17 protein-coding genes are annotated in these 16,694 nt (G+C 61.9%); 8 read left to right on the plus strand and 9 right to left on the minus strand.

Annotation, left to right across the window (positions count from 1 at the left end; translation table 11 throughout):
* Window positions 1-79: 79 nt before the first annotated feature.
* Window positions 80-1,162: a phenylalanine--tRNA ligase subunit alpha gene (gene pheS, locus ACQ7C1_RS09970; protein ID WP_430958159.1), complete on the plus strand. Its 1,083-nt coding sequence runs from the start codon at window positions 80-82 to the stop codon at window positions 1,160-1,162.
* A 16-nt stretch (window positions 1,163-1,178) separates the two neighbouring features.
* The gene (gene pheT, locus ACQ7C1_RS09975) at window positions 1,179-3,602 is read left to right on the plus strand and encodes a phenylalanine--tRNA ligase subunit beta (protein WP_430958160.1); all 2,424 of its coding nucleotides are present in this window, start codon (window positions 1,179-1,181) and stop codon (window positions 3,600-3,602) included.
* 51 nt (window positions 3,603-3,653) lie between these two features.
* Here pheT and ACQ7C1_RS09980 read toward each other — a convergent pair whose 3' ends face one another.
* Both ACQ7C1_RS09980 and ACQ7C1_RS09985 read right to left on the minus strand, forming a co-directional pair.
* On the minus strand, window positions 3,654-4,013 hold the full coding sequence (locus ACQ7C1_RS09980) for a nuclear transport factor 2 family protein (protein WP_011423650.1): 360 nt from the start codon (window positions 4,011-4,013) through the stop codon (window positions 3,654-3,656).
* A 91-nt stretch (window positions 4,014-4,104) separates the two neighbouring features.
* Window positions 4,105-5,100, minus strand: coding sequence for an aldo/keto reductase (locus ACQ7C1_RS09985; RefSeq protein ID WP_430958161.1), 996 nt, complete (start codon window positions 5,098-5,100; stop codon window positions 4,105-4,107).
* A gap of 129 nt (window positions 5,101-5,229) precedes the next feature.
* On the opposite strand from ACQ7C1_RS09985, the gene ACQ7C1_RS09990 reads away from it, so the two are divergent.
* Window positions 5,230-6,138, plus strand: coding sequence for a LysR family transcriptional regulator (locus ACQ7C1_RS09990; RefSeq protein ID WP_430958162.1), 909 nt, complete (start codon window positions 5,230-5,232; stop codon window positions 6,136-6,138).
* A gap of 27 nt (window positions 6,139-6,165) precedes the next feature.
* On the opposite strand, the gene ACQ7C1_RS09995 is transcribed toward ACQ7C1_RS09990, so the two are convergent.
* A complete protein-coding gene (locus tag ACQ7C1_RS09995; protein ID WP_085776628.1) occupies window positions 6,166-6,663 on the minus strand; it encodes a ferritin-like domain-containing protein in 498 nt (165 codons plus the stop codon).
* 148 nt (window positions 6,664-6,811) lie between these two features.
* On the opposite strand from ACQ7C1_RS09995, the gene ACQ7C1_RS10000 reads away from it, so the two are divergent.
* On the plus strand, window positions 6,812-7,429 hold the full coding sequence (locus ACQ7C1_RS10000; protein WP_430958163.1) for a hypothetical protein: 618 nt from the start codon (window positions 6,812-6,814) through the stop codon (window positions 7,427-7,429).
* Here ACQ7C1_RS10000 and ACQ7C1_RS10005 read toward each other — a convergent pair.
* Both ACQ7C1_RS10005 and ACQ7C1_RS10010 read right to left on the minus strand, forming a co-directional pair.
* Window positions 7,419-7,862, minus strand: coding sequence for a GNAT family N-acetyltransferase (locus ACQ7C1_RS10005; protein WP_430958164.1), 444 nt, complete (start codon window positions 7,860-7,862; stop codon window positions 7,419-7,421). The genes ACQ7C1_RS10000 and ACQ7C1_RS10005 overlap by 11 nt on opposite strands.
* The gene (locus tag ACQ7C1_RS10010) at window positions 7,859-8,821 is read right to left on the minus strand and encodes an aldo/keto reductase (RefSeq protein WP_430958165.1); all 963 of its coding nucleotides are present in this window, start codon (window positions 8,819-8,821) and stop codon (window positions 7,859-7,861) included. The genes ACQ7C1_RS10005 and ACQ7C1_RS10010 overlap by 4 nt, the downstream gene beginning before the upstream one ends.
* 188 nt (window positions 8,822-9,009) lie before the next feature.
* On the opposite strand from ACQ7C1_RS10010, the gene ACQ7C1_RS10015 reads away from it, so the two are divergent.
* Window positions 9,010-9,996, plus strand: coding sequence for a Gfo/Idh/MocA family protein (locus ACQ7C1_RS10015; protein ID WP_097599530.1), 987 nt, complete (start codon window positions 9,010-9,012; stop codon window positions 9,994-9,996).
* A gap of 9 nt (window positions 9,997-10,005) precedes the next feature.
* Here ACQ7C1_RS10015 and ACQ7C1_RS10020 read toward each other — a convergent pair whose 3' ends face one another.
* Both ACQ7C1_RS10020 and ACQ7C1_RS10025 read right to left on the minus strand, forming a co-directional pair.
* On the minus strand, window positions 10,006-10,383 hold the full coding sequence (locus ACQ7C1_RS10020) for a GtrA family protein (RefSeq protein ID WP_430958166.1): 378 nt from the start codon (window positions 10,381-10,383) through the stop codon (window positions 10,006-10,008).
* Window positions 10,380-11,387, minus strand: coding sequence for a glycosyltransferase (locus ACQ7C1_RS10025; RefSeq protein WP_285191980.1), 1,008 nt, complete (start codon window positions 11,385-11,387; stop codon window positions 10,380-10,382). The genes ACQ7C1_RS10020 and ACQ7C1_RS10025 overlap by 4 nt, the downstream gene beginning before the upstream one ends.
* A gap of 162 nt (window positions 11,388-11,549) precedes the next feature.
* Between ACQ7C1_RS10025 and ACQ7C1_RS10030 the strand changes: the two genes are divergently transcribed.
* A complete protein-coding gene (locus ACQ7C1_RS10030) occupies window positions 11,550-13,397 on the plus strand; it encodes a hypothetical protein (RefSeq protein ID WP_430958276.1) in 1,848 nt (615 codons plus the stop codon).
* Window positions 13,398-13,425: 28 nt separating this feature from the next.
* Here ACQ7C1_RS10030 and ACQ7C1_RS10035 read toward each other — a convergent pair whose 3' ends face one another.
* Window positions 13,426-13,668, minus strand: a complete 243-nt coding sequence (locus ACQ7C1_RS10035; RefSeq protein WP_020920162.1) for a hypothetical protein — start codon at window positions 13,666-13,668, stop codon at window positions 13,426-13,428.
* A gap of 339 nt (window positions 13,669-14,007) precedes the next feature.
* Here ACQ7C1_RS10035 and xseA point away from each other — a divergent pair, with 339 nt between their 5' ends.
* Together xseA and ACQ7C1_RS10045 are read left to right on the plus strand one after the other, a co-directional pair.
* A complete protein-coding gene (gene xseA, locus ACQ7C1_RS10040; RefSeq protein WP_430958167.1) occupies window positions 14,008-15,588 on the plus strand; it encodes an exodeoxyribonuclease VII large subunit in 1,581 nt (526 codons plus the stop codon).
* A gap of 2 nt (window positions 15,589-15,590) precedes the next feature.
* Window positions 15,591-16,181, plus strand: coding sequence for an NAD(P)H-dependent oxidoreductase (locus tag ACQ7C1_RS10045; RefSeq protein ID WP_097599524.1), 591 nt, complete (start codon window positions 15,591-15,593; stop codon window positions 16,179-16,181).
* On the opposite strand, the gene ACQ7C1_RS10050 is transcribed toward ACQ7C1_RS10045, so the two are convergent.
* Window positions 16,182-16,679, minus strand: a complete 498-nt coding sequence (locus ACQ7C1_RS10050) for a MarR family winged helix-turn-helix transcriptional regulator (protein WP_085776637.1) — start codon at window positions 16,677-16,679, stop codon at window positions 16,182-16,184.
* Window positions 16,680-16,694: the final 15 nt, after the last annotated feature.

The raw sequence follows: 16,694 nt of genomic DNA on the forward strand, positions 1-16,694 counted from the left end.
TTTTCTTTCTCTATACTCCTTGCGCCGGCCTCTCCAGCCTGCCTTTCGAACGCCGCCTGATCTGGACGGAAAGAAGACGATGTCAGATATCGACCAGCTTAAATCTTCCTTGCTTGCCGAAATTTCCGCCGCCGGTGATGAGCCCGCGCTCGAGGCCGTGCGCGTGTCCGCCCTCGGCAAAAAGGGCTCTGTCTCCGAGCTCTTGAAGACGCTCGGCGCCATGACGCCGGAGGAACGCCAGACCCGCGGCGCGGCGATCAACTCCTTGAAGAACGAGGTGACGGACGCCATTGCTGAGCGCAAATCGGTGCTGAAGATGGCGGCGGTCAATGCCCGTCTTAAGGCCGAGACGGTCGATGTCAGCCTTCCGGTGCGCTCCTCGCCCGCCGAGCGCGGCCGCATCCATCCGATCAGCCAGATCGTCGACGAGATCACCGCGATCTTCGCCGATATGGGTTTCTCGATCGCCGAAGGTCCCGATATCGAGACCGACTACTACAATTTCACCGCGCTGAATTTTCCCGAAGGCCATCCGGCCCGCGAGATGCACGACACCTTCTTCTTCAATCCGGATGAGAACGGCGAGCGCAAGGTGCTGCGCACCCATACCTCGCCGGTGCAGGTGCGCACCATGGAAGCGCAGCAGCCGCCGATCCGCATCATCATTCCCGGCAAGACATATCGTCAGGATAGCGACGCCACCCATTCGCCGATGTTCCATCAGGTCGAAGGCCTCGTCATCGACAAGAAGGCCAATGTCGCCAACATCCGCTGGGTGCTGGAAGAATTCTGCAAGACCTTCTTCGAGGTCGAAAGCGTGACGATGCGTTTCCGCCCGTCCTTCTTCCCCTTCACCGAGCCCTCCTTCGAGGTCGATATCCAGTGCGACCGCTCCGGCCCGATCGTCAAGTTCGGCGAAGGCACCGACTGGATGGAGATTCTCGGCTGCGGCATGGTCCACCCGAACGTGCTGCGCTATGGCGGGCTAGATCCGGACGAATATCAGGGTTTTGCCTGGGGCATGGGTCTCGATCGCATCGCCATGCTGAAATACGGCATGCCCGACCTGCGCGACTTCTTCAATGCCGACGTCCGCTGGATGACGCATTACGGCTTCCGCCCGCTCGACATGCCGACACTGTTCGGCGGTCTGAGCGCTTGAACGGAGATTTGAGACGATGAAATTCACGCTCTCCTGGCTGAAAGAACATCTCGAAACGGATGCCACGCTGGATGAAATCTGCGCCCGCCTCACCGAGATCGGGTTGGAAGTTGAAGATGTCGACGACAAGGCGGCGTTCAAGCCCTTCGTCATCGCCAAGGTCCTCTCGGCGGAAAAACATCCCCAGGCCGATCGCCTGAAGGTGCTGATGGTCGATACCGGATCCGGCGCGCCGGTACAGGTCGTCTGCGGCGCCCCGAATGCGCGCGCCGGCCTCGTCGGTGCCTTCGCCGCACCCGGAACCTACGTTCCCGGCATCGACGTCACGCTTGCCGTCGGCAATATTCGCGGCGTCGAAAGCCGCGGCATGATGTGCTCCGAAAAGGAGCTGCAGATCTCCGACAGTCATGACGGCATCATCGAACTGCCCGAGGATGCGCCGGTCGGCCAGAGTTACGCCGCCTATATCAATCTCGACGATCCGGTCATCGAGATCAACCTGACGCCGAACCGGCCGGATTGCACCTCCATCCACGGCATTGCCCGCGATCTTGCCGCCTCTGGTCTCGGCAGGTTGAAGATGCGCCCCGCGCCGTCCTTTGCCGTCGAAGGCGAGACGCCGGTCAAGTTGACCCTCGATCTCGATGATCCCAGGCTCTGCCCCGGTTTCGCGTTACGGCTTGTGCGCGGCGTCAAGAATGGCCCGAGCCCGCGCTGGATGCAGCAACGGCTCACAGCCATCGGCCTGCGCCCGATCAACGCGCTGGTTGACGTCACCAATTACATGACTTTCGATCAGGGCCGGCCGATCCATGTCTTCGATGCCGCCAAGATCAAGGGCAATCTCACCGTCCGCCGCGCGAGGGAAGGTGAGACCGTACTGGCGCTCGACCAGCGCGAATACAAGCTCGGCCCGAACAATGTCGTCATATCAGACGAGGACGGCATCGAATCGATCGGCGGCATCATGGGCGGCGAACATTCCGGCTGCGACGACAACACCGTCGACGTGCTGATCGAATCCGCTCTCTGGGACCCGATGAACATTGCCAAGTCGGGCCGCAGCCTCGGCATCATCACCGACGCACGCTACCGATTCGAACGCGGCGTCGATCCGGAATATATGGTTCCCGGTCTCGAACGCACGACCGAACTGGTGCTGGAACTCTGCGGCGGCACCGCTACCAGGGCCGAGATTGTCGGCTATCGCGGCTACGAACCGAAGGTTGTCGATTTCCCCTATTCGGAGGTCAAGCGCCTGACGGGCCTCGAAGTCTCCAATGAGGAAAGCAACGCCATTCTGACGCGTCTCGGCTTCACGGTCTCAGGCTCCGGCGAGAGGGTCTCCGTCGCCGTTCCCTCCTGGCGTCCTGATGTCGACGGCAAGGCCGATCTCGTCGAGGAGGTCATGCGCATCCACGGCGTCGACAATATCAAGCCGGCGCCGCTCGAGAGCCATGCCGCCGTCAATGGCCGGATCCTGACGACGCTGCAGATCCGCACCCGCACTGCGAAGCGGGCGCTCGCCGCGCGCGGAATGCTGGAGGCCGTGACCTGGTCCTTCATTCCAGAGGATCAGGCAAAGCTGTTCGGCGGCGGTTCGCCCGCGCTCAAGCTTGCCAATCCGATCGCCGCCGAAATGTCGGACATGCGCCCGTCTTTGCTGCCGGGCCTGCTGACCGCGGCTCAGCGCAATGCCGACAAGGGTTACGCCGACGTTGCGATCTTCGAAGTCTCAGGCACCTATGAAAACGACCGGCCGGAAGGCCAGCGCCGCGTCGCCGGCGGCATCCGCCGTGGCACGGCATCGCTCGCCGGCGCCGGCCGCATGTGGTCCAATACAGCCAAGGGCGGTGGCAGGCCGGTCGACGTCTTCGACGCCAAGGCCGATGCGCTCGCCGTCATCGAAGCCTGCGGCCTGCCGATGGGCAATATCCAGATCGAGCAGGGCGGCCCCGAATGGTACCATCCCGGCCGCTCCGGCACGATCAAGATGGGGCCGAAGATCGTGCTCGGCTATTTCGGTGAATTCCATCCGCTGACGCTGGAAGCCCTCGATGTCTCCGGTGCTCTCTGCGGCTTCGAAGTCTATCTCGATGCCATGGCGGAGCCGAAAAAGAAGGCGACCCGCACCAAGCCGGCGCTCGATCTGTCGCCTTTCCAAGCCGTCAAGCGTGACTTCGCCTTCGTCGTCGACAAGACGGTGGAATCAGGCGCGATCGTCAAGGCTGCGACCGGCGCCGACCGTAAGCTCGTCACCGGCGTCACCGTCTTCGACATCTTCGAGGGCGCATCGGTCGGCGATGGCAAGAAGTCGGTAGCGATCGAGGTTCAGATCCAGCCGGTCGAGCGCACGCTGACGGACGAGGATTTCGAGGCGCTGACGCAGAAGATCGTGGCGAGCGTCACGAAATTCACCGGCGGCGTCCTCAGAAGCTGAGCTTCATCTGCCGAAGATAGATTGGACCGGTCGCGCGAGCGGCCGGTCTTTTCATGTGTGCAAATGATAGAGTTTGCTGACGATCACCCATCGGCCTTCGATCTTCAGCAGCGATAGATAGTCGGTGAAGCGCATTCCGGCGAAATCGTCGGTGACCTTCACGCTTGCCGCGTCACCCTCGACATCGACGTTCTGGATGTCCATGAAAGGCTGCGTGCCGGGAGGGGCCGGCTCCTCGGCCAGGATTGCGGCGATGAATTCGTCCCGCGTCAGCCATTCGACGGCATTCTGGTAATAGCCGATGATCGAGCTTTTCGGGTGAAAGGCCTTCTTCAAGGCTGCCGCATTGGCGAAAGCCATGCCTTCGACATAGAGGTGAACCGTCTGCTCGACTGCCTGTCTGTCCGACATGTTTCCATCCCGTTCTCTAAGATGGCGTTAGATAGTTTCGCCGGCCGCGAAGGCAAGCCCGACCTGTGCGACCGGCCGGGCTTGTCCGTTTTCAAATATTCGTCATGGCAAGCGAGGCATCCGAATAGCGCTTGCCCGCCACCTGTGCCGCTGGGATCGCCTCGCCGAGTTGATCGAGCTCCTCCGCGCTGAGCGTGATATCGGCAGCGGCGACGTTTTGTTCGAGGTGGTGAAGCTTGCGCGCGCCGGGGGTCGGCACGATGTCGTCGCCCTGGTTCAGCACCCAGGCCAGTGCCAGCTGCGCCGCGGTCACGCCTTTTGCGGCGGCCAGCTTTTCGAGCGTTGCGACAAGCGCGGCATTGGCGTCGAAATTCTCCGCTTGGAAACGCGGTACCTGCCGGCGGAAATCGTCGTCGGCAAGGTCGTCGGCTTTGCGGATCGCTCCTGTCAGGAAACCGCGCCCGAGCGGGCTGTAGGGCACGAAGCCGATGCCGAGTTCGCGGCAGGTGGCAAGCACATCCTCTTCGGGATCGCGCGTCCACAGCGAATATTCGCTCTGAAGCGCTGCGATCGGATGGACCGCATGAGCGCGGCGGATCGTGGCGCTGCCGGCTTCCGAGAGGCCGAGGGCACGGACTTTCCCTTCCTTCACAAGCTCGGCCATGGCGCCGACCGTCTCCTCGATCGGCACGTTGGGGTCGACCCGGTGCTGGTAGAAGAGATCGATGGTCTCGATGTCCAAACGCTTCAGTGAGGCTTCGGCAACCGCACGCACATGTTCAGGACGGCTGTCGACACCGGCGATGGCGGCAGCGCCGGCCTGGCTGGTATCGATCTTGAAGCCGAATTTGGTGGCGATCACCACGCGGTCGCGGAAGGGCTTCAGCGCTCTTCCGAGAAGAACCTCGTTGGTGAAGGGACCATAGACTTCGGCCGTGTCGAAGAAGGTGACGCCGAGATCGACGGCGCGGTGCAGCGTCTTGACCGATTCCGCTTCGTCGCTGGCGCCATAGGCAAAGCTCATGCCCATGCAGCCGAGGCCGACGGCAGAGACCGTGAGATCGTTTCCGAGTTTTCTGGTTTTCATGATGCGCTCCTTTTCTGAGCTGACGTCGAACCGGTTGGGAGATCATTGCGGTACAGCCAGACAATATCGGCGCCGTATCAATCAAAAAATGCATGCAGTTTCTAACAACCTGTTCTATAATTTAGATCAATGAACAGAAGGCAACTCTCTCAACTCGCCGTTCTCGCCGCCGTCTCGGAACATCGCAGCTTCCGAGCCGCGGCCAAGGAACTGCTCGTCGCGCCGTCGGCGGTCAGCCACGCCATATCTAGCCTGGAGGAAAGTCTCGGCGTCAGGCTCCTGGCGCGCACGACCCGCAGTGTCGCGCCAACGGAGGAAGGTCGGCTGCTTCTCGAAAGGTTGCGTCCGGCGCTCGAGGAAATCGGTATCGCATTGGAGGCGGTCAACGATACGCGCGGCAAACCGGCCGGAAACCTGCGCATCACGGCGCCGCGCTTCGCCTCCGATATTCTGCTCGCCCCGCGCCTTGGCGATTTCCTCAATCTCTATCCCGATATCACGCTGGAGATCGCCAATGAGGACGGCTTCACCGATATCGTCAAGGAGGGTTTCGACGCGGGCATCCGGCTGGAGGAGAGCCTGGAGGCCGATATGATCGCCGTCAGAATCTCGCCCAATTTGACGACAGTGATTGCGGCCTCGCCCGAATATTTCGAACGCCATCCGAAGCCGCAGCACCCGCGCGATCTCGTCCATCATCGCTGCATCAAGCGACGCTTCACCAACGGCTCCATCTATCGTTGGGAATTCGAAAAGGACGGGCAGGAACTGATCGTCGCGGTCGACGGGCCGCTTGTCGTCAGCGAGGACCGGCTGGCCCTTCTTGCGGCGCTGAACGGCGCCGGTCTTGCCTATCTCTTCGATATGCGCGTGCATACTGAACTGTCGGCCGGCAGGCTGGTGCGGGTGCTGGAGGATTGGTGTGCGCCCTATCCCGGGCCGTTTGTCTATTATCCGAGCCGGCGGCAGATGCGGCCGGCGCTGCGCGCCTTTATCGATTTCTTCAGGTATGTGGAGAGGGATGCGGGCGGCCGGTGAGGGCCGCCGCTCGTTTGCCTCGTTTCCTCAGGCGGCTTTTGCCTTCTGGTTTGCCGCCGTCGTGGCGAGCTTGGTAAGGATCTTGTCGGTGGCCGTTTCCTCCTGCAGCGTCTGGTCGAGCAGGGCGACGACATCCTTCAGGCCGATCGTTGCGGCCCAGGTCTTCAGCGTGCCGTAACGGGCGATTTCATAGTGCTCGACCGCCTGGGCAGCCGAGATCAGCCCGGCATCCAGCGCCGGTGTGCCCTTGAATTCTTCCATGATCTCTTCGCCCTCGGCGATAATGCCCTGGATCGCCTCGCAGGTCTTGCCCTGGGCGCGCTTGCCGATCTTTTCAAAAACCTGCTGCAGGCGCTCGACCTGGGCTTCGGTTTCCTCGAGATGCTTCTGGAAACCGGCCTTCAGTTCGGAGGACTGGGCGGCGCGCGCCATCTTCGGCAGGGCGCGCAATATCTGCCGCTCGGCAAAATATATGTCCTTGAGCGTGTCGTAGAAGAGATCTTCCAACGTCTTTTCCTTGGCCATTTTCTCGATCCTTGTTTTGGGAAAGGCCGCGAACGCGGCGACACACTAAGAAGCAAAGATCGCGCAATTTGTTCCCGACCGATTTCGGGTGGACTGGAAAACCGCGCCGGGCAATCATCCTGCCGCCGATGTGGAGGAAGAAAAGCTCATGCGGAAGCCGGGTTCGATGAAAGGTCTGGAGGATCTCGGCCGCGTACGGCTGTCGCAAAACTTCTTCTTCCGCGATTTCCTGCATTCCGAAATCGCCGATTTCTACCGAATCCCCAATATCCCCGAGGATCCCGATCTGGCGATCGAAGCCGGCACGCAGCTTTGCGAGGAACTGCTGGAGCCGCTCGAAGCGACGTTCGGGCGCCTGCACATCCGCTCCGGTTACCGCTCGCCTGAGGTCAACCGCTTCGGCAACGCGAACAATCTGAACTGTTCCACCAATGCCGCCACCGCTGCGCATCACATCTGGGATCTCAGGGATTTCGACGGCTGCATTGGCGCCGCCGTCTGCATTGCCGTGCCGTGGGTGATCGACCGCTATCGCGATGAAAGCGACTGGCAGCGGCTCGCCTGGTGGATCCACGACCATCTGCCCTACTCCACGCTCTGCTTCTTTCCAAAGCTTTGGGCCTTCAATATCCAATGGCATGAACGGCCGAAGCGGGTGATCCAGAGCTATGTCAGGCCGCGCGGCATCCTGACCAAGCCGGGCATGGCGAACTGGGAGGGTGATCACGGCGCTTTCTATGAGGGATTCCCCCCACTCAGAAACTGATGCGGTAGCGGATGTGACCGTCGCTTTCGATATAGCTGTCATAGAGCGCGCGGGCCGTCTTGTTCTGCTCGCTCGTATGCCAATAGAGCCGCGACCAGCCCTTCGCCTTGCAGAGCGCGATGAGATCGTCCATCAGCGCCCGGCCGACGCCCTTGCCGCGCGCATCGGGATCGACGAAGAGGTCTTCGAGGTAGCAGTCCCTGCCGCGGATCCAGGTGCCCTCATGCGTCAGGAAAAGAGCAAAGCCCATAATCCTGCCGTCGACCTCGGCGACGCGCATCGCGATCGCGGAGGCCGGATCGAAGACCCGGCGCCATGTCTGGTCGGTGATATCTGCATCGACAGTCACCTCGTAAAAGGCGAGATAGGCGGCCCAAAGTTCGCGCCAGCGGGCTTCGTCCTCGGGGCGGGCATCACGTATCGTTGCGGTCATGGCTCTGTTCTTTCAGCGCCGGCTTCGTCGAGCAGCGCCATTGCGTCGTGGGAAAGGGAAAGTGTCGCCGACGTCACCAGGCTTTCGAGCTGTGACAGGCTCGTCGCGCTGGCGATCGGCGCCGTCACGCCCCTCTTGCGCAACAGCCAGGCAAGCGAGATTTCCGCCGGCGTGGCGCCGGTCTCGGCAGCCACCTTGTCGAGTGCGGCGAGAATGCGCAGGCCCTTTTCATCGAAATACTGCGAAACGCGGCCTTCGCGCGCCCGTCCCTGCGTATCGGCCTTGCTGCGGTATTTGCCGGTGAGAAAGCCGGCGGCGAGGCCGAAATAGGTGATGACGCCGATATCCTGACGAACGCAGAGATCGGCAAGCGGCCCTTCGAAACTGGCGCGTTGGTAAAGATTATATTCCGGCTGCAGCACGTCATAGCGGGGCAGGCCTGCCCTCTCGGCCGCGTCGAAGGACGCCTGGAGCAGATCCGCGTCATAGTTCGAGCAGCCGATGGCGCGGATCTTGCCCTGCTGCTTCAGCTTTGCAAAGGCGCCGAGCGTTTCCTCGTGCGGCGTATCGGCATCCGGCCAATGCGAGAGATAGAGATCGATATAGTCCGTCTGCAGCCGGCGCAGCGACGCCTCGACCGCCTTCAGAATATAGCTCTCCTTGAGCGTCTTTCCCTCGCCCATGTCCGAGCCCACCTTGGTAACGATGATGGCTTTGTCGCGGCCAACCTTGGCCTGTTTCAGCCAGCGTCCGATGATCTCCTCGGAATCGCCGCCCTTGCTGCCGGGAACCCATGCGGAATAGACGTCCGCCGTATCGACCGTGTTGAGCCCGGCATCGAAAAATGCGTCGAGAATGGCGAAGGATGTTTTCTCGTCGGCCGTCCAGCCGAAGACATTGCCGCCGATGACGATCGGTGCGACCGAAAGACCTGTTTTCCCAAGCCGGCGCAGTTCCATAAGGCTCTCCAAAATGGGTGAAATATAAAAGGCTGTATTGAATCGCGGATACGGCAGAACGCCGTTTGGCCAAGTTAGCGCGATCCCGGCACTAGGCAAACCCGACTTCTGCAATTTCATATCGCACCATTGCGTCGCGCTCGAGGCCTCAATATGGTTCGACGGCATTGGTTTTGGGAGGCTCGCACATGCTGCGTTTCGGTATCATTTCAACGGCGAAGATCGGTCGCGACAATGTCGTTCCCGCCATCCAGGACGCTGAAAATTGCGTCGTTACGGCGATCGCCAGCCGCGATCTGACGCGTGCAAGGGAAATGGCCGATCGCTTTTCCGTGCCGCATGCCTTCGGCTCCTACGAGGAGATGCTCGCCTCCGACGTCATCGACGCCGTCTATATCCCGCTGCCGACGTCGCAGCATATCGAATGGTCGATCAAATCAGCCGATGCCGGCAAGCATGTGCTCTGCGAAAAGCCCTTGGCGCTGAAGGCCGATGATATCGACGCCGTCATCGCTGCCCGCGACCGCAATCGCGTGGTGGTCACCGAAGCCTATATGGTCACCTATTCCCCAGTCTGGCAGAAGGTGCGTTCACTGATCGGCGAGGGTGCGATCGGTTCGCTCCGGCATGTGCAGGGCGCTTTCACCTATTTCAACCGCGACCCCGCCAATATGCGCAACGTTCCGGAACTCGGCGGCGGCGGCCTTCCCGATATCGGCGTCTATCCCGTCATGAGCACCCGTTTTTCCACCGGCAAGGAGCCGCTCTCAGTCCAAGCGATCACCGAGCGCGATCCGGATTTCGGCACGGACATCTATTCGAGCGTCAAGGCCGATTTCGGCGATTTCGAGTTGAGCTTCTACGTCTCGACGCAGATGGCCAACCGCCAGGTCATGGTCTTCCATGGCACCGAAGGTTACATCGAGGTCAAGTCGCCCTTCAACGCCAATCGCTGGGGACCGGAAGAGATCGAACTGGCCGATCGCAGCCACAATGAATCGCGCATCTTCCGCTATCAGGACAGCCGCCAATACAGGCGCGAGGTCGAGGCCTTCGCTCGGGCGGTAAAGAACGGCAAGGAAGAGATCGTCACGCTCGAAAACTCGAAGCTGAACCAGAAGGTGATCGATGCGATCTACCGCGCCAGCGAGAAGGACGGCTGGGAGCCAGTCTGATCATTCCCCTCATTCCGCGCGGAAGACGAAGCGCGAATAGCCGAAGAAGCTGAAGACCATAGAGGCGACGCTGGCGATCACCATGGCCGCCAGCGGCTGGAGCGTGGGCAGCGAAAGCAGCAGCGCAGAGTAAAGCCCGTAATTGACAAGCGCCGCCGTCACGCCGACTGAGCCGTAGCGGAAGCCCTCGGCAGCAAGCGACCGCCCGGAACGATCGAAGGTGAAGCTGCGATTGAAGGCCCAGGTGGTCGCCATTGCCACCCCGATGGCGACGAGCCGCGCCAGAAATGGGCCGAGCGGCGTCAGATGGAGCAGCGCCGCCAGCATGCCGGCATCGACAAGGAAGCCGATGCCGCCGCCGATCGCGAAGCGGACGAGCTTTCTCATGCCGCATCCGCCTTTCCGGGACGTTCACGCGATGCCGGTTTTGCGTCGGCGAGCGGCGCCTTGGCCGCGCTGGCGGTCTCCAGGCTCATATAATGGATGCGAAGCTGCTCGGCCCGGGCCCGGGCCACGGAATCCAGGATGACGCCGGCGGTAAAAAGCATGAAGGAGATCATCATCAGCGCCATTGATAGCACCCAGGTCGGCATGCGGCTGACGAGGCCCGTGTCGAAATATTCCGCCAGCACCGGCGTCATGAAGCCGAGGCTCGTCAGCATGAAGGCGGCGCTGATCGCGCTGAAGAAGGCGAAGGGTCGCGTTTCCTTCATCAGCATCGCGAACATCCAGAGGATTTTTCCGCCGTCGCGGAACGTCGAAAGCTTGGAGTGCGAGCCTTCCGGGCGGCGGCCATAATCGAGCTCCAGCTCGCTCACCGGAAGTTTCAGCCGGGAGGCATGCACCGACATCTCGGTTTCGATCTCGAAGCCGCCGGATACTGCCGGGAAGCTCTTGACGAAGCGGCGCGAGAAAGCGCGGTAACCCGAAAAAATATCGGTGAAGTCGGGGCCGAAGATCGTCCGGTAGAGCAAGTTGAAAAGCCGGTTGCCAAGCGCATGGCCCTGACGGCCGGCATCGGCATGCACGCCGCGTCGGGTTCCCACAACCATGTCGGCGCGTTCGGTCAGAAGCGTCCGCACCAGCTCCTCGGCATCGCCGGGTGCATAGGTTCCGTCGCCGTCGGCGATGATGTAGATGTCGGCCTCGATGTCGGCGAACATGCGGCGCACGACATGTCCCTTGCCTTGCCGCCGCTCGCGCACGACATGCGCTCCGGCCAGCATCGCCTGCAGCGCGGTGCCGTCGGTGGAATTATTGTCGTAGACGTGGATTGCGGCATCCGGCAGCGTCGCCCGGAAGCCCTGCACCACGGAGCCGATCGTCGCAGCTTCATTATAGCAGGGAAGCAGGACGGCAATGTCCGGGTGATGGGAACGCGTTCGGGCCATGACTCTACTCGTTACACTGAAAAGCCGCCAACAGCTTAAATCATGCAGCGTTAATAAGACCCTATGACCGAGGCAAAATCGGCTGCCTGCGCAAACGGCTTTACACTTTCTTGATCGGCGCCCGCTAAGGTTCGGCGATCTGGAAACGAGTTGCTAACCACGATGAATGCCGTGCAGCCGATTGCCAATGCGTCGACCGTGACCGCCGCCCGCAGGAGCCGACTCGGGGCGCTGCTGACGCGTCTCTGGCCCGCCGTCATCGCCTATAGTGTCATCCTCGCCGCCGTCATCCTTGTTACCAAGCTCTCCGGTGCCACGGATTATGTCGGTCCCGACAATGACGATGGCATGCGTCTCGTCGAGGTTCGCGATTTTCTTGCCGGTCAGGGCTGGTTCGATCTGATGCAATATCGTCTCGGACTCGCCGGCGGTACGTTGATGCACTGGTCGCGTTTGATCGATCTGCCGATCGCTTCGCTGATCTGGTTCTTCGACCTGTTTGCGCCGCGTGAAACCGCCGAGGCGCTGGCGCTGGCCGTCTGGCCCGTATCGCTCATCTTTCCTGCCATGCTCGCCATGGGCGTTGCCGGCCGGCGGATCGGCGGCATTGCGGGTATGCATATCGCCCTCGGTCTCACTGCTCCGGCGATCTACATTGGAAACCGCTTCGCCCCTGGCGCCATCGATCATCACAATGCGCAGCTGGCGCTGGTCGCGACGATGGTGGCGATGCTCATGGATCCCGCGCGTCGCGGTTGGAGCTACGCGGTCGCCGGCGTTGCGGCGGCTGTCGCCATCGCCATCGGCGCCGAGACCACTCCTTTCGTCGCTGCCGTCTGCCTCACGGTCGCGCTGCTCTGGGCATGGGAAGGCGAGAATTTTTGCGCTGCGGCCCGGGCCTTCGGGCTGTCGCTGACGATTGCGATCAACATTCTTTTCTTCGCAACGGTTCCGCCCCGGCTCTATTCGATGGTTACCTGCGACAATCTCTCGCTCGGCTACTACAGCCTGGCGGCGATCGGCAGCGGCCTCCTGTTGTTTTCGGCCATTTTTGCGAGCGGCTTGCGTCGACCCTTGCGCTTTATCGCGCTCGCCTTTGTCGGCGCCGGCGTTTTTGGTGCGGCGATCGTCATCGCACCGCAATGCCTGAGCGATCCGTTGGGCAGTCTCGATCCGATGCTGGTCGAACTCTGGCTGCGCCATATTTCGGAAGCCCAGTCGCTCCTGGCGCTGGCGCGCACCGATCCCACCTTGGTCGGAGCCTTCTATGCGGCAGGTCTGCTCGGCATTGCCGTTTGCATCTTTCGTATCATTCAGCGCGATCGCGTGCAGATCCACCTTATCCTGCTCTTCCTGCTTGCCACGAGCTGGGCGATCGCGCTGGTCCAGGTGCGCGGCTCTTCCTTCTCGAACCTGATTTCGATCCTGCCGCTCGCCCTGCTGATTATCGATGTCAGGCGCATCTCCAACAGCGACAGCGAGAATGTCGCTGCCGCCCTTGTCTATGTGACGAGTGTTCTCGCAAGCGTTCCGGCGGTCTGGGCCGTCGGCGGCGGGCTTGTTTCAATGCAGATGGAGAACCATGCGCAGAACAAGGCGGCGGAGCCGGCAAAAGCGCTTTCCTGCACATCGAAAGAGGCGCTGGCACCGCTTGGCGAACTACCGCCCGGCCTGGTCTCCGCGCCATCGGAAATGGGTGTGCCGATCCTCCGATTCACGCAAAATCGGGTTCTCGCCGCCCCCTATCACCGAGATCAGGGCGGCATGCTGACGCAATTGCATATCGGCCTGGCAAAGCCGCAGGAGGCGGAAGCCTTTTTGAAGGGAGCCGGTGTGACGGCGCTTGCTTTCTGCCCGAAGGACCTGCAGACGCGCGAACTTGCCAAACTGAAGCCGGATGGGCTCTATGCCGAACTCGGCAAGGGGAATATTCCGCACTATCTGGAACCACTTGCAAAAGTGCCGGATACGGGCGTCCAGTTCTTCCGCTACCGGCCGACGGCGGATTGACGCCGGCAGCCTTTATGTTGCGCTGACGTCAGTGAGACGTGCGGACGGCCCGCAGACGGTCGCTGGCATAAAGCCCGAGCACAAAGAGGATGAGACCGCCATTATAGCCGAGAATGGCATAAACAAGCGCCAGAAGTGACACTGGCCCCGGCGAGGTTATCGCCGCCAGGGTGAAGCTCATTCCGATCAGCGCGGCCACCAACGCGATCCCGGCGGCCGAGCGCATTAACCCGGCGCTGATGCCCAATGCTGCTGCTGTGAGAATAATCATTTCAGCACCTTCCCAGAGAGAACGAGGGGAAGAATAGGAAGCGCCAACTAACAAAGATTTACCGGCTCTCTCGGCTGAAAATCCTTTGTATTGCGGTGGTTAGCAATCCCTTTCGGGTAAAACGCGCTTTTTATCTATGCGTTCCCCGGCGTAACGGATTTTCCCGTTTTTCTTGTCATTTTTTCTCCTGCAACGACCGCATGCACGCAATGCCCATAGTATGAGCCTTGATAGAACGGCGTCGACTCTGCCACCCTAACGGTTCAGCCGTCGGGAAAACGGGTCTCTCCGGCGGTCGCGGACCTTCCTGTTTCCCGCCAATGGAAATAGAAAGGAGGGATGAGCAACCTCTTCGACAGCGATTCGCCGACCAACCTTGCCGAATATTCGGTTTCGGAGCTTTCCGGCTCGATCAAGCGCACCGTCGAAACCGCCTTCGATCAGGTTCGCGTGCGCGGGGAAATATCCGGTTATCGCGGTCCGCACTCCTCCGGCCACGCTTATTTCGCACTGAAGGATGATCGCGCCCGCATCGACGCCGTGATCTGGAAGGGCACGTTCTCGCGGCTGAAGTTCCGCCCCGAGGAAGGCATGGAGGTGATCGCCACCGGCAAGGTCACCACGTTTCCCGGCTCCTCGAAGTATCAGATCGTCATCGAGACGCTGGAGCCGGCAGGCGCCGGCGCGCTGATGGCGCTGATCGAGGAGCGCAAGCGCAGGCTCGGTGCCGAGGGCTTGTTCGATGCGGCCCGCAAGAAGCGGCTGCCCTTCATGCCGCATGTGATCGGCGTCGTCACTTCGCCGACCGGCGCCGTCATCCGCGATATCCTTCACCGCATCTCCGATCGGTTTCCCGTGCATGTCCTCGTCTGGCCGGTGAAGGTCCAGGGGGAGGGATCCGGCGAGGAGGTGGCGAACGCCATCCGCGGCTTCAACGCGCTGGGGCCCGCGGGCGCCATCCCCCGCCCGGATGTGCTGATCGTCGCGCGCGGCGGCGGCAGCCTGGAAGATCTCTGGAGTTTCAACGACGAGATCGTCGTGCGCGCCGCTGCCGAAAGCCGCATACCGCTGATCTCGGCCGTCGGCCATGAGACCGACTGGACGCTGATCGACTATGCCGCCGATGTTCGCGCTCCGACGCCGACCGGGGCGGCGGAAATGGCCGTGCCCGTCAAGGCGGAGCTCGATGCGCAGGCTGCGGCGCTTGCCGCCCGGCTGCAGGGCTGCATGAACCGGCAGATGGATCAGCGCCGCCAGTCCGTCCGTAGTCTGATGCGGGCATTGCCCTCGCTCGATCAGCTTCTCGCCTTACCGCGTCGCCGTTTCGATGAAGCGGCCGTCGGTCTTGGTCGCGGGCTGGAACTCAACACCATCAACAAGCGTCGCGGCTTCGAGCGTATGGCCTCGCATCTGCGCCCCGATGTGCTCTCCAATCGCATCGCCGAGCGACGCCAGCTTCTGGGTGAGCGCATGGCGCGGGCCGAGCGCACAATCGAGCGTCTGCTCGATCGCTCGACGTCGCGGGTCGAGCGGGCGGAGGCGATCCTTGCTTCGCTGCCGGCACGGTTGAAAGCACAAACCGACCGCGCGCGCGAACGCCTCGGCAATCTTTCGCGCCATGCCGATACGGCAATCCGCCATCAGCTGACGCGCGCGCGCGCCGAACTCTCCGCGCAGGACCGCGTGCTGCAGTCGCTCTCCTACAAGAATGTGCTGAAGCGCGGCTACGCCGTCATTCGCGATGAGGACAACAGGCCGGTCTCGCAGGCGGCGGCACTTTCTGCCGGAATGGGCATCGCCATCGAATTTGCCGACGGCCGGGTCGGCGCCATGACCACAGAAGGCGGCGTACCGCCCACCGGGGCGAAGAAGCGGGGTGCAAGACCAGCGGATGCGCCGAAGCAGGGAAGCTTGTTCTGACGATGCGGATCCTGCTGGTGCTTGCCCATCCGCTGCCGGAAAGTTTCGCTGCCTCGGTGGCGCGCACGGCCCGCGAGGCACTGCAAGCGTCCGGGCATGTTGTCGATCTCATCGATCTCTACGCTGAGGATTTTGATCCGCGCCTTTCCGAAGCCGAGCGCCGCGGTTACTTCGATATGCCATACGACACTTCGGCCGTTGCCGGCATCGTTGGCCGCCTGAAGGCGGCTGATGGTCTCGTCCTCGTCTTTCCGCAATGGTGGTTCAATTTTCCAGCCGTGCTGAAAGGGTTCTTCGATCGCATCTTCGCGCCCGGCGTGGCCTTCACGCACGATGCCGCCGGCGGGCGCATCGTGCCCGAGCTTACCAATATCCGGCTGCTCTATGCGCTGACCACGACGGGATCGCCCTGGTGGCTGGTGCATCTTTATATGGGCGATCCCGTCCGCCGCCTGCTGAAGCGCGGCATTGCCGCATTCTGCGCGAAGAAGCTCGTCTTCCGCATGCTGAGCCTGCACGACATGGATCGTGCGACTGATGCCAGGCGCAAGGCGCATTTGGAGCGCGTCCGTAAGTTGCTCGCCGCAGTCTGACTATTCAAAGTCCGACAGGAACTTCTTGAGCAGCCGGTCGAACGTGGCCCTCTCCTCGGGTGTCAGATTGCGCGTCAGCCGCTGCTGATTGGCGACATGGGCGCCGACCGCCTCTTCAACGGTCGCAAGTCCCTTGTCGGTCAGCGCAATCAGCACGCTGCGCCTGTCCTGCGGATTGACGATGCGCTCGACGAATCCCGCTTTCTCCAACTGGTCGATCCGGTTCGTCATCGTGCCGGAGCTCACCATCGTCATCTCCAGAAGCTCGCCCGGCGAAAGCCGGTGCGGCGCGCCTGAACGGCGAAGTGTTGCCAGCACGTCGAAGGCCGGGGTGGAAAGCCCGTGCTTCATGAGCACGGCTTCGACCTCGCGGCCGAGATGGGTGCCGAGGCGCTTCAGGCGCCCGAGGATGCCCATCGGTTCGACGTCGAGGTCGGGCCGCTCGCGCCTCCATTGCGCCAGGATTCGGTCGACGTGATCTTGCTTCTCTTCACCCATGTCACATCGATAGCA

Origin of the sequence: Rhizobium sp. Nf11,1 (genome assembly GCF_050587665.1) — a bacterium.
Taxonomy (GTDB): domain Bacteria; phylum Pseudomonadota; class Alphaproteobacteria; order Rhizobiales; family Rhizobiaceae; genus Rhizobium.

Excerpts from the sequence above, each read along its gene's own strand:
- pheS (WP_430958159.1), top strand. The coding sequence starts at position 80 with ATGTCAGATATCGACCAGCTTAAATCTTCCTTGCTTGCCGAAATTTCC.
- pheT (WP_430958160.1), top strand. The coding sequence starts at position 1,179 with ATGAAATTCACGCTCTCCTGGCTGAAAGAACATCTCGAAACGGATGCC.
- ACQ7C1_RS09980 (WP_011423650.1), bottom strand. The coding sequence starts at position 4,013 with ATGTCGGACAGACAGGCAGTCGAGCAGACGGTTCACCTCTATGTCGAA.
- ACQ7C1_RS09985 (WP_430958161.1), bottom strand. The coding sequence starts at position 5,100 with ATGAAAACCAGAAAACTCGGAAACGATCTCACGGTCTCTGCCGTCGGC.
- ACQ7C1_RS09990 (WP_430958162.1), top strand. The coding sequence starts at position 5,230 with ATGAACAGAAGGCAACTCTCTCAACTCGCCGTTCTCGCCGCCGTCTCG.
- ACQ7C1_RS09995 (WP_085776628.1), bottom strand. The coding sequence starts at position 6,663 with ATGGCCAAGGAAAAGACGTTGGAAGATCTCTTCTACGACACGCTCAAG.
- ACQ7C1_RS10000 (WP_430958163.1), top strand. The coding sequence starts at position 6,812 with ATGCGGAAGCCGGGTTCGATGAAAGGTCTGGAGGATCTCGGCCGCGTA.
- ACQ7C1_RS10005 (WP_430958164.1), bottom strand. The coding sequence starts at position 7,862 with ATGACCGCAACGATACGTGATGCCCGCCCCGAGGACGAAGCCCGCTGG.
- ACQ7C1_RS10010 (WP_430958165.1), bottom strand. The coding sequence starts at position 8,821 with ATGGAACTGCGCCGGCTTGGGAAAACAGGTCTTTCGGTCGCACCGATC.
- ACQ7C1_RS10015 (WP_097599530.1), top strand. The coding sequence starts at position 9,010 with ATGCTGCGTTTCGGTATCATTTCAACGGCGAAGATCGGTCGCGACAAT.
- ACQ7C1_RS10020 (WP_430958166.1), bottom strand. The coding sequence starts at position 10,383 with ATGAGAAAGCTCGTCCGCTTCGCGATCGGCGGCGGCATCGGCTTCCTT.
- ACQ7C1_RS10025 (WP_285191980.1), bottom strand. The coding sequence starts at position 11,387 with ATGGCCCGAACGCGTTCCCATCACCCGGACATTGCCGTCCTGCTTCCC.
- ACQ7C1_RS10030 (WP_430958276.1), top strand. The coding sequence starts at position 11,550 with ATGAATGCCGTGCAGCCGATTGCCAATGCGTCGACCGTGACCGCCGCC.
- ACQ7C1_RS10035 (WP_020920162.1), bottom strand. The coding sequence starts at position 13,668 with ATGATTATTCTCACAGCAGCAGCATTGGGCATCAGCGCCGGGTTAATG.
- xseA (WP_430958167.1), top strand. The coding sequence starts at position 14,008 with ATGAGCAACCTCTTCGACAGCGATTCGCCGACCAACCTTGCCGAATAT.
- ACQ7C1_RS10045 (WP_097599524.1), top strand. The coding sequence starts at position 15,591 with ATGCGGATCCTGCTGGTGCTTGCCCATCCGCTGCCGGAAAGTTTCGCT.
- ACQ7C1_RS10050 (WP_085776637.1), bottom strand. The coding sequence starts at position 16,679 with ATGGGTGAAGAGAAGCAAGATCACGTCGACCGAATCCTGGCGCAATGG.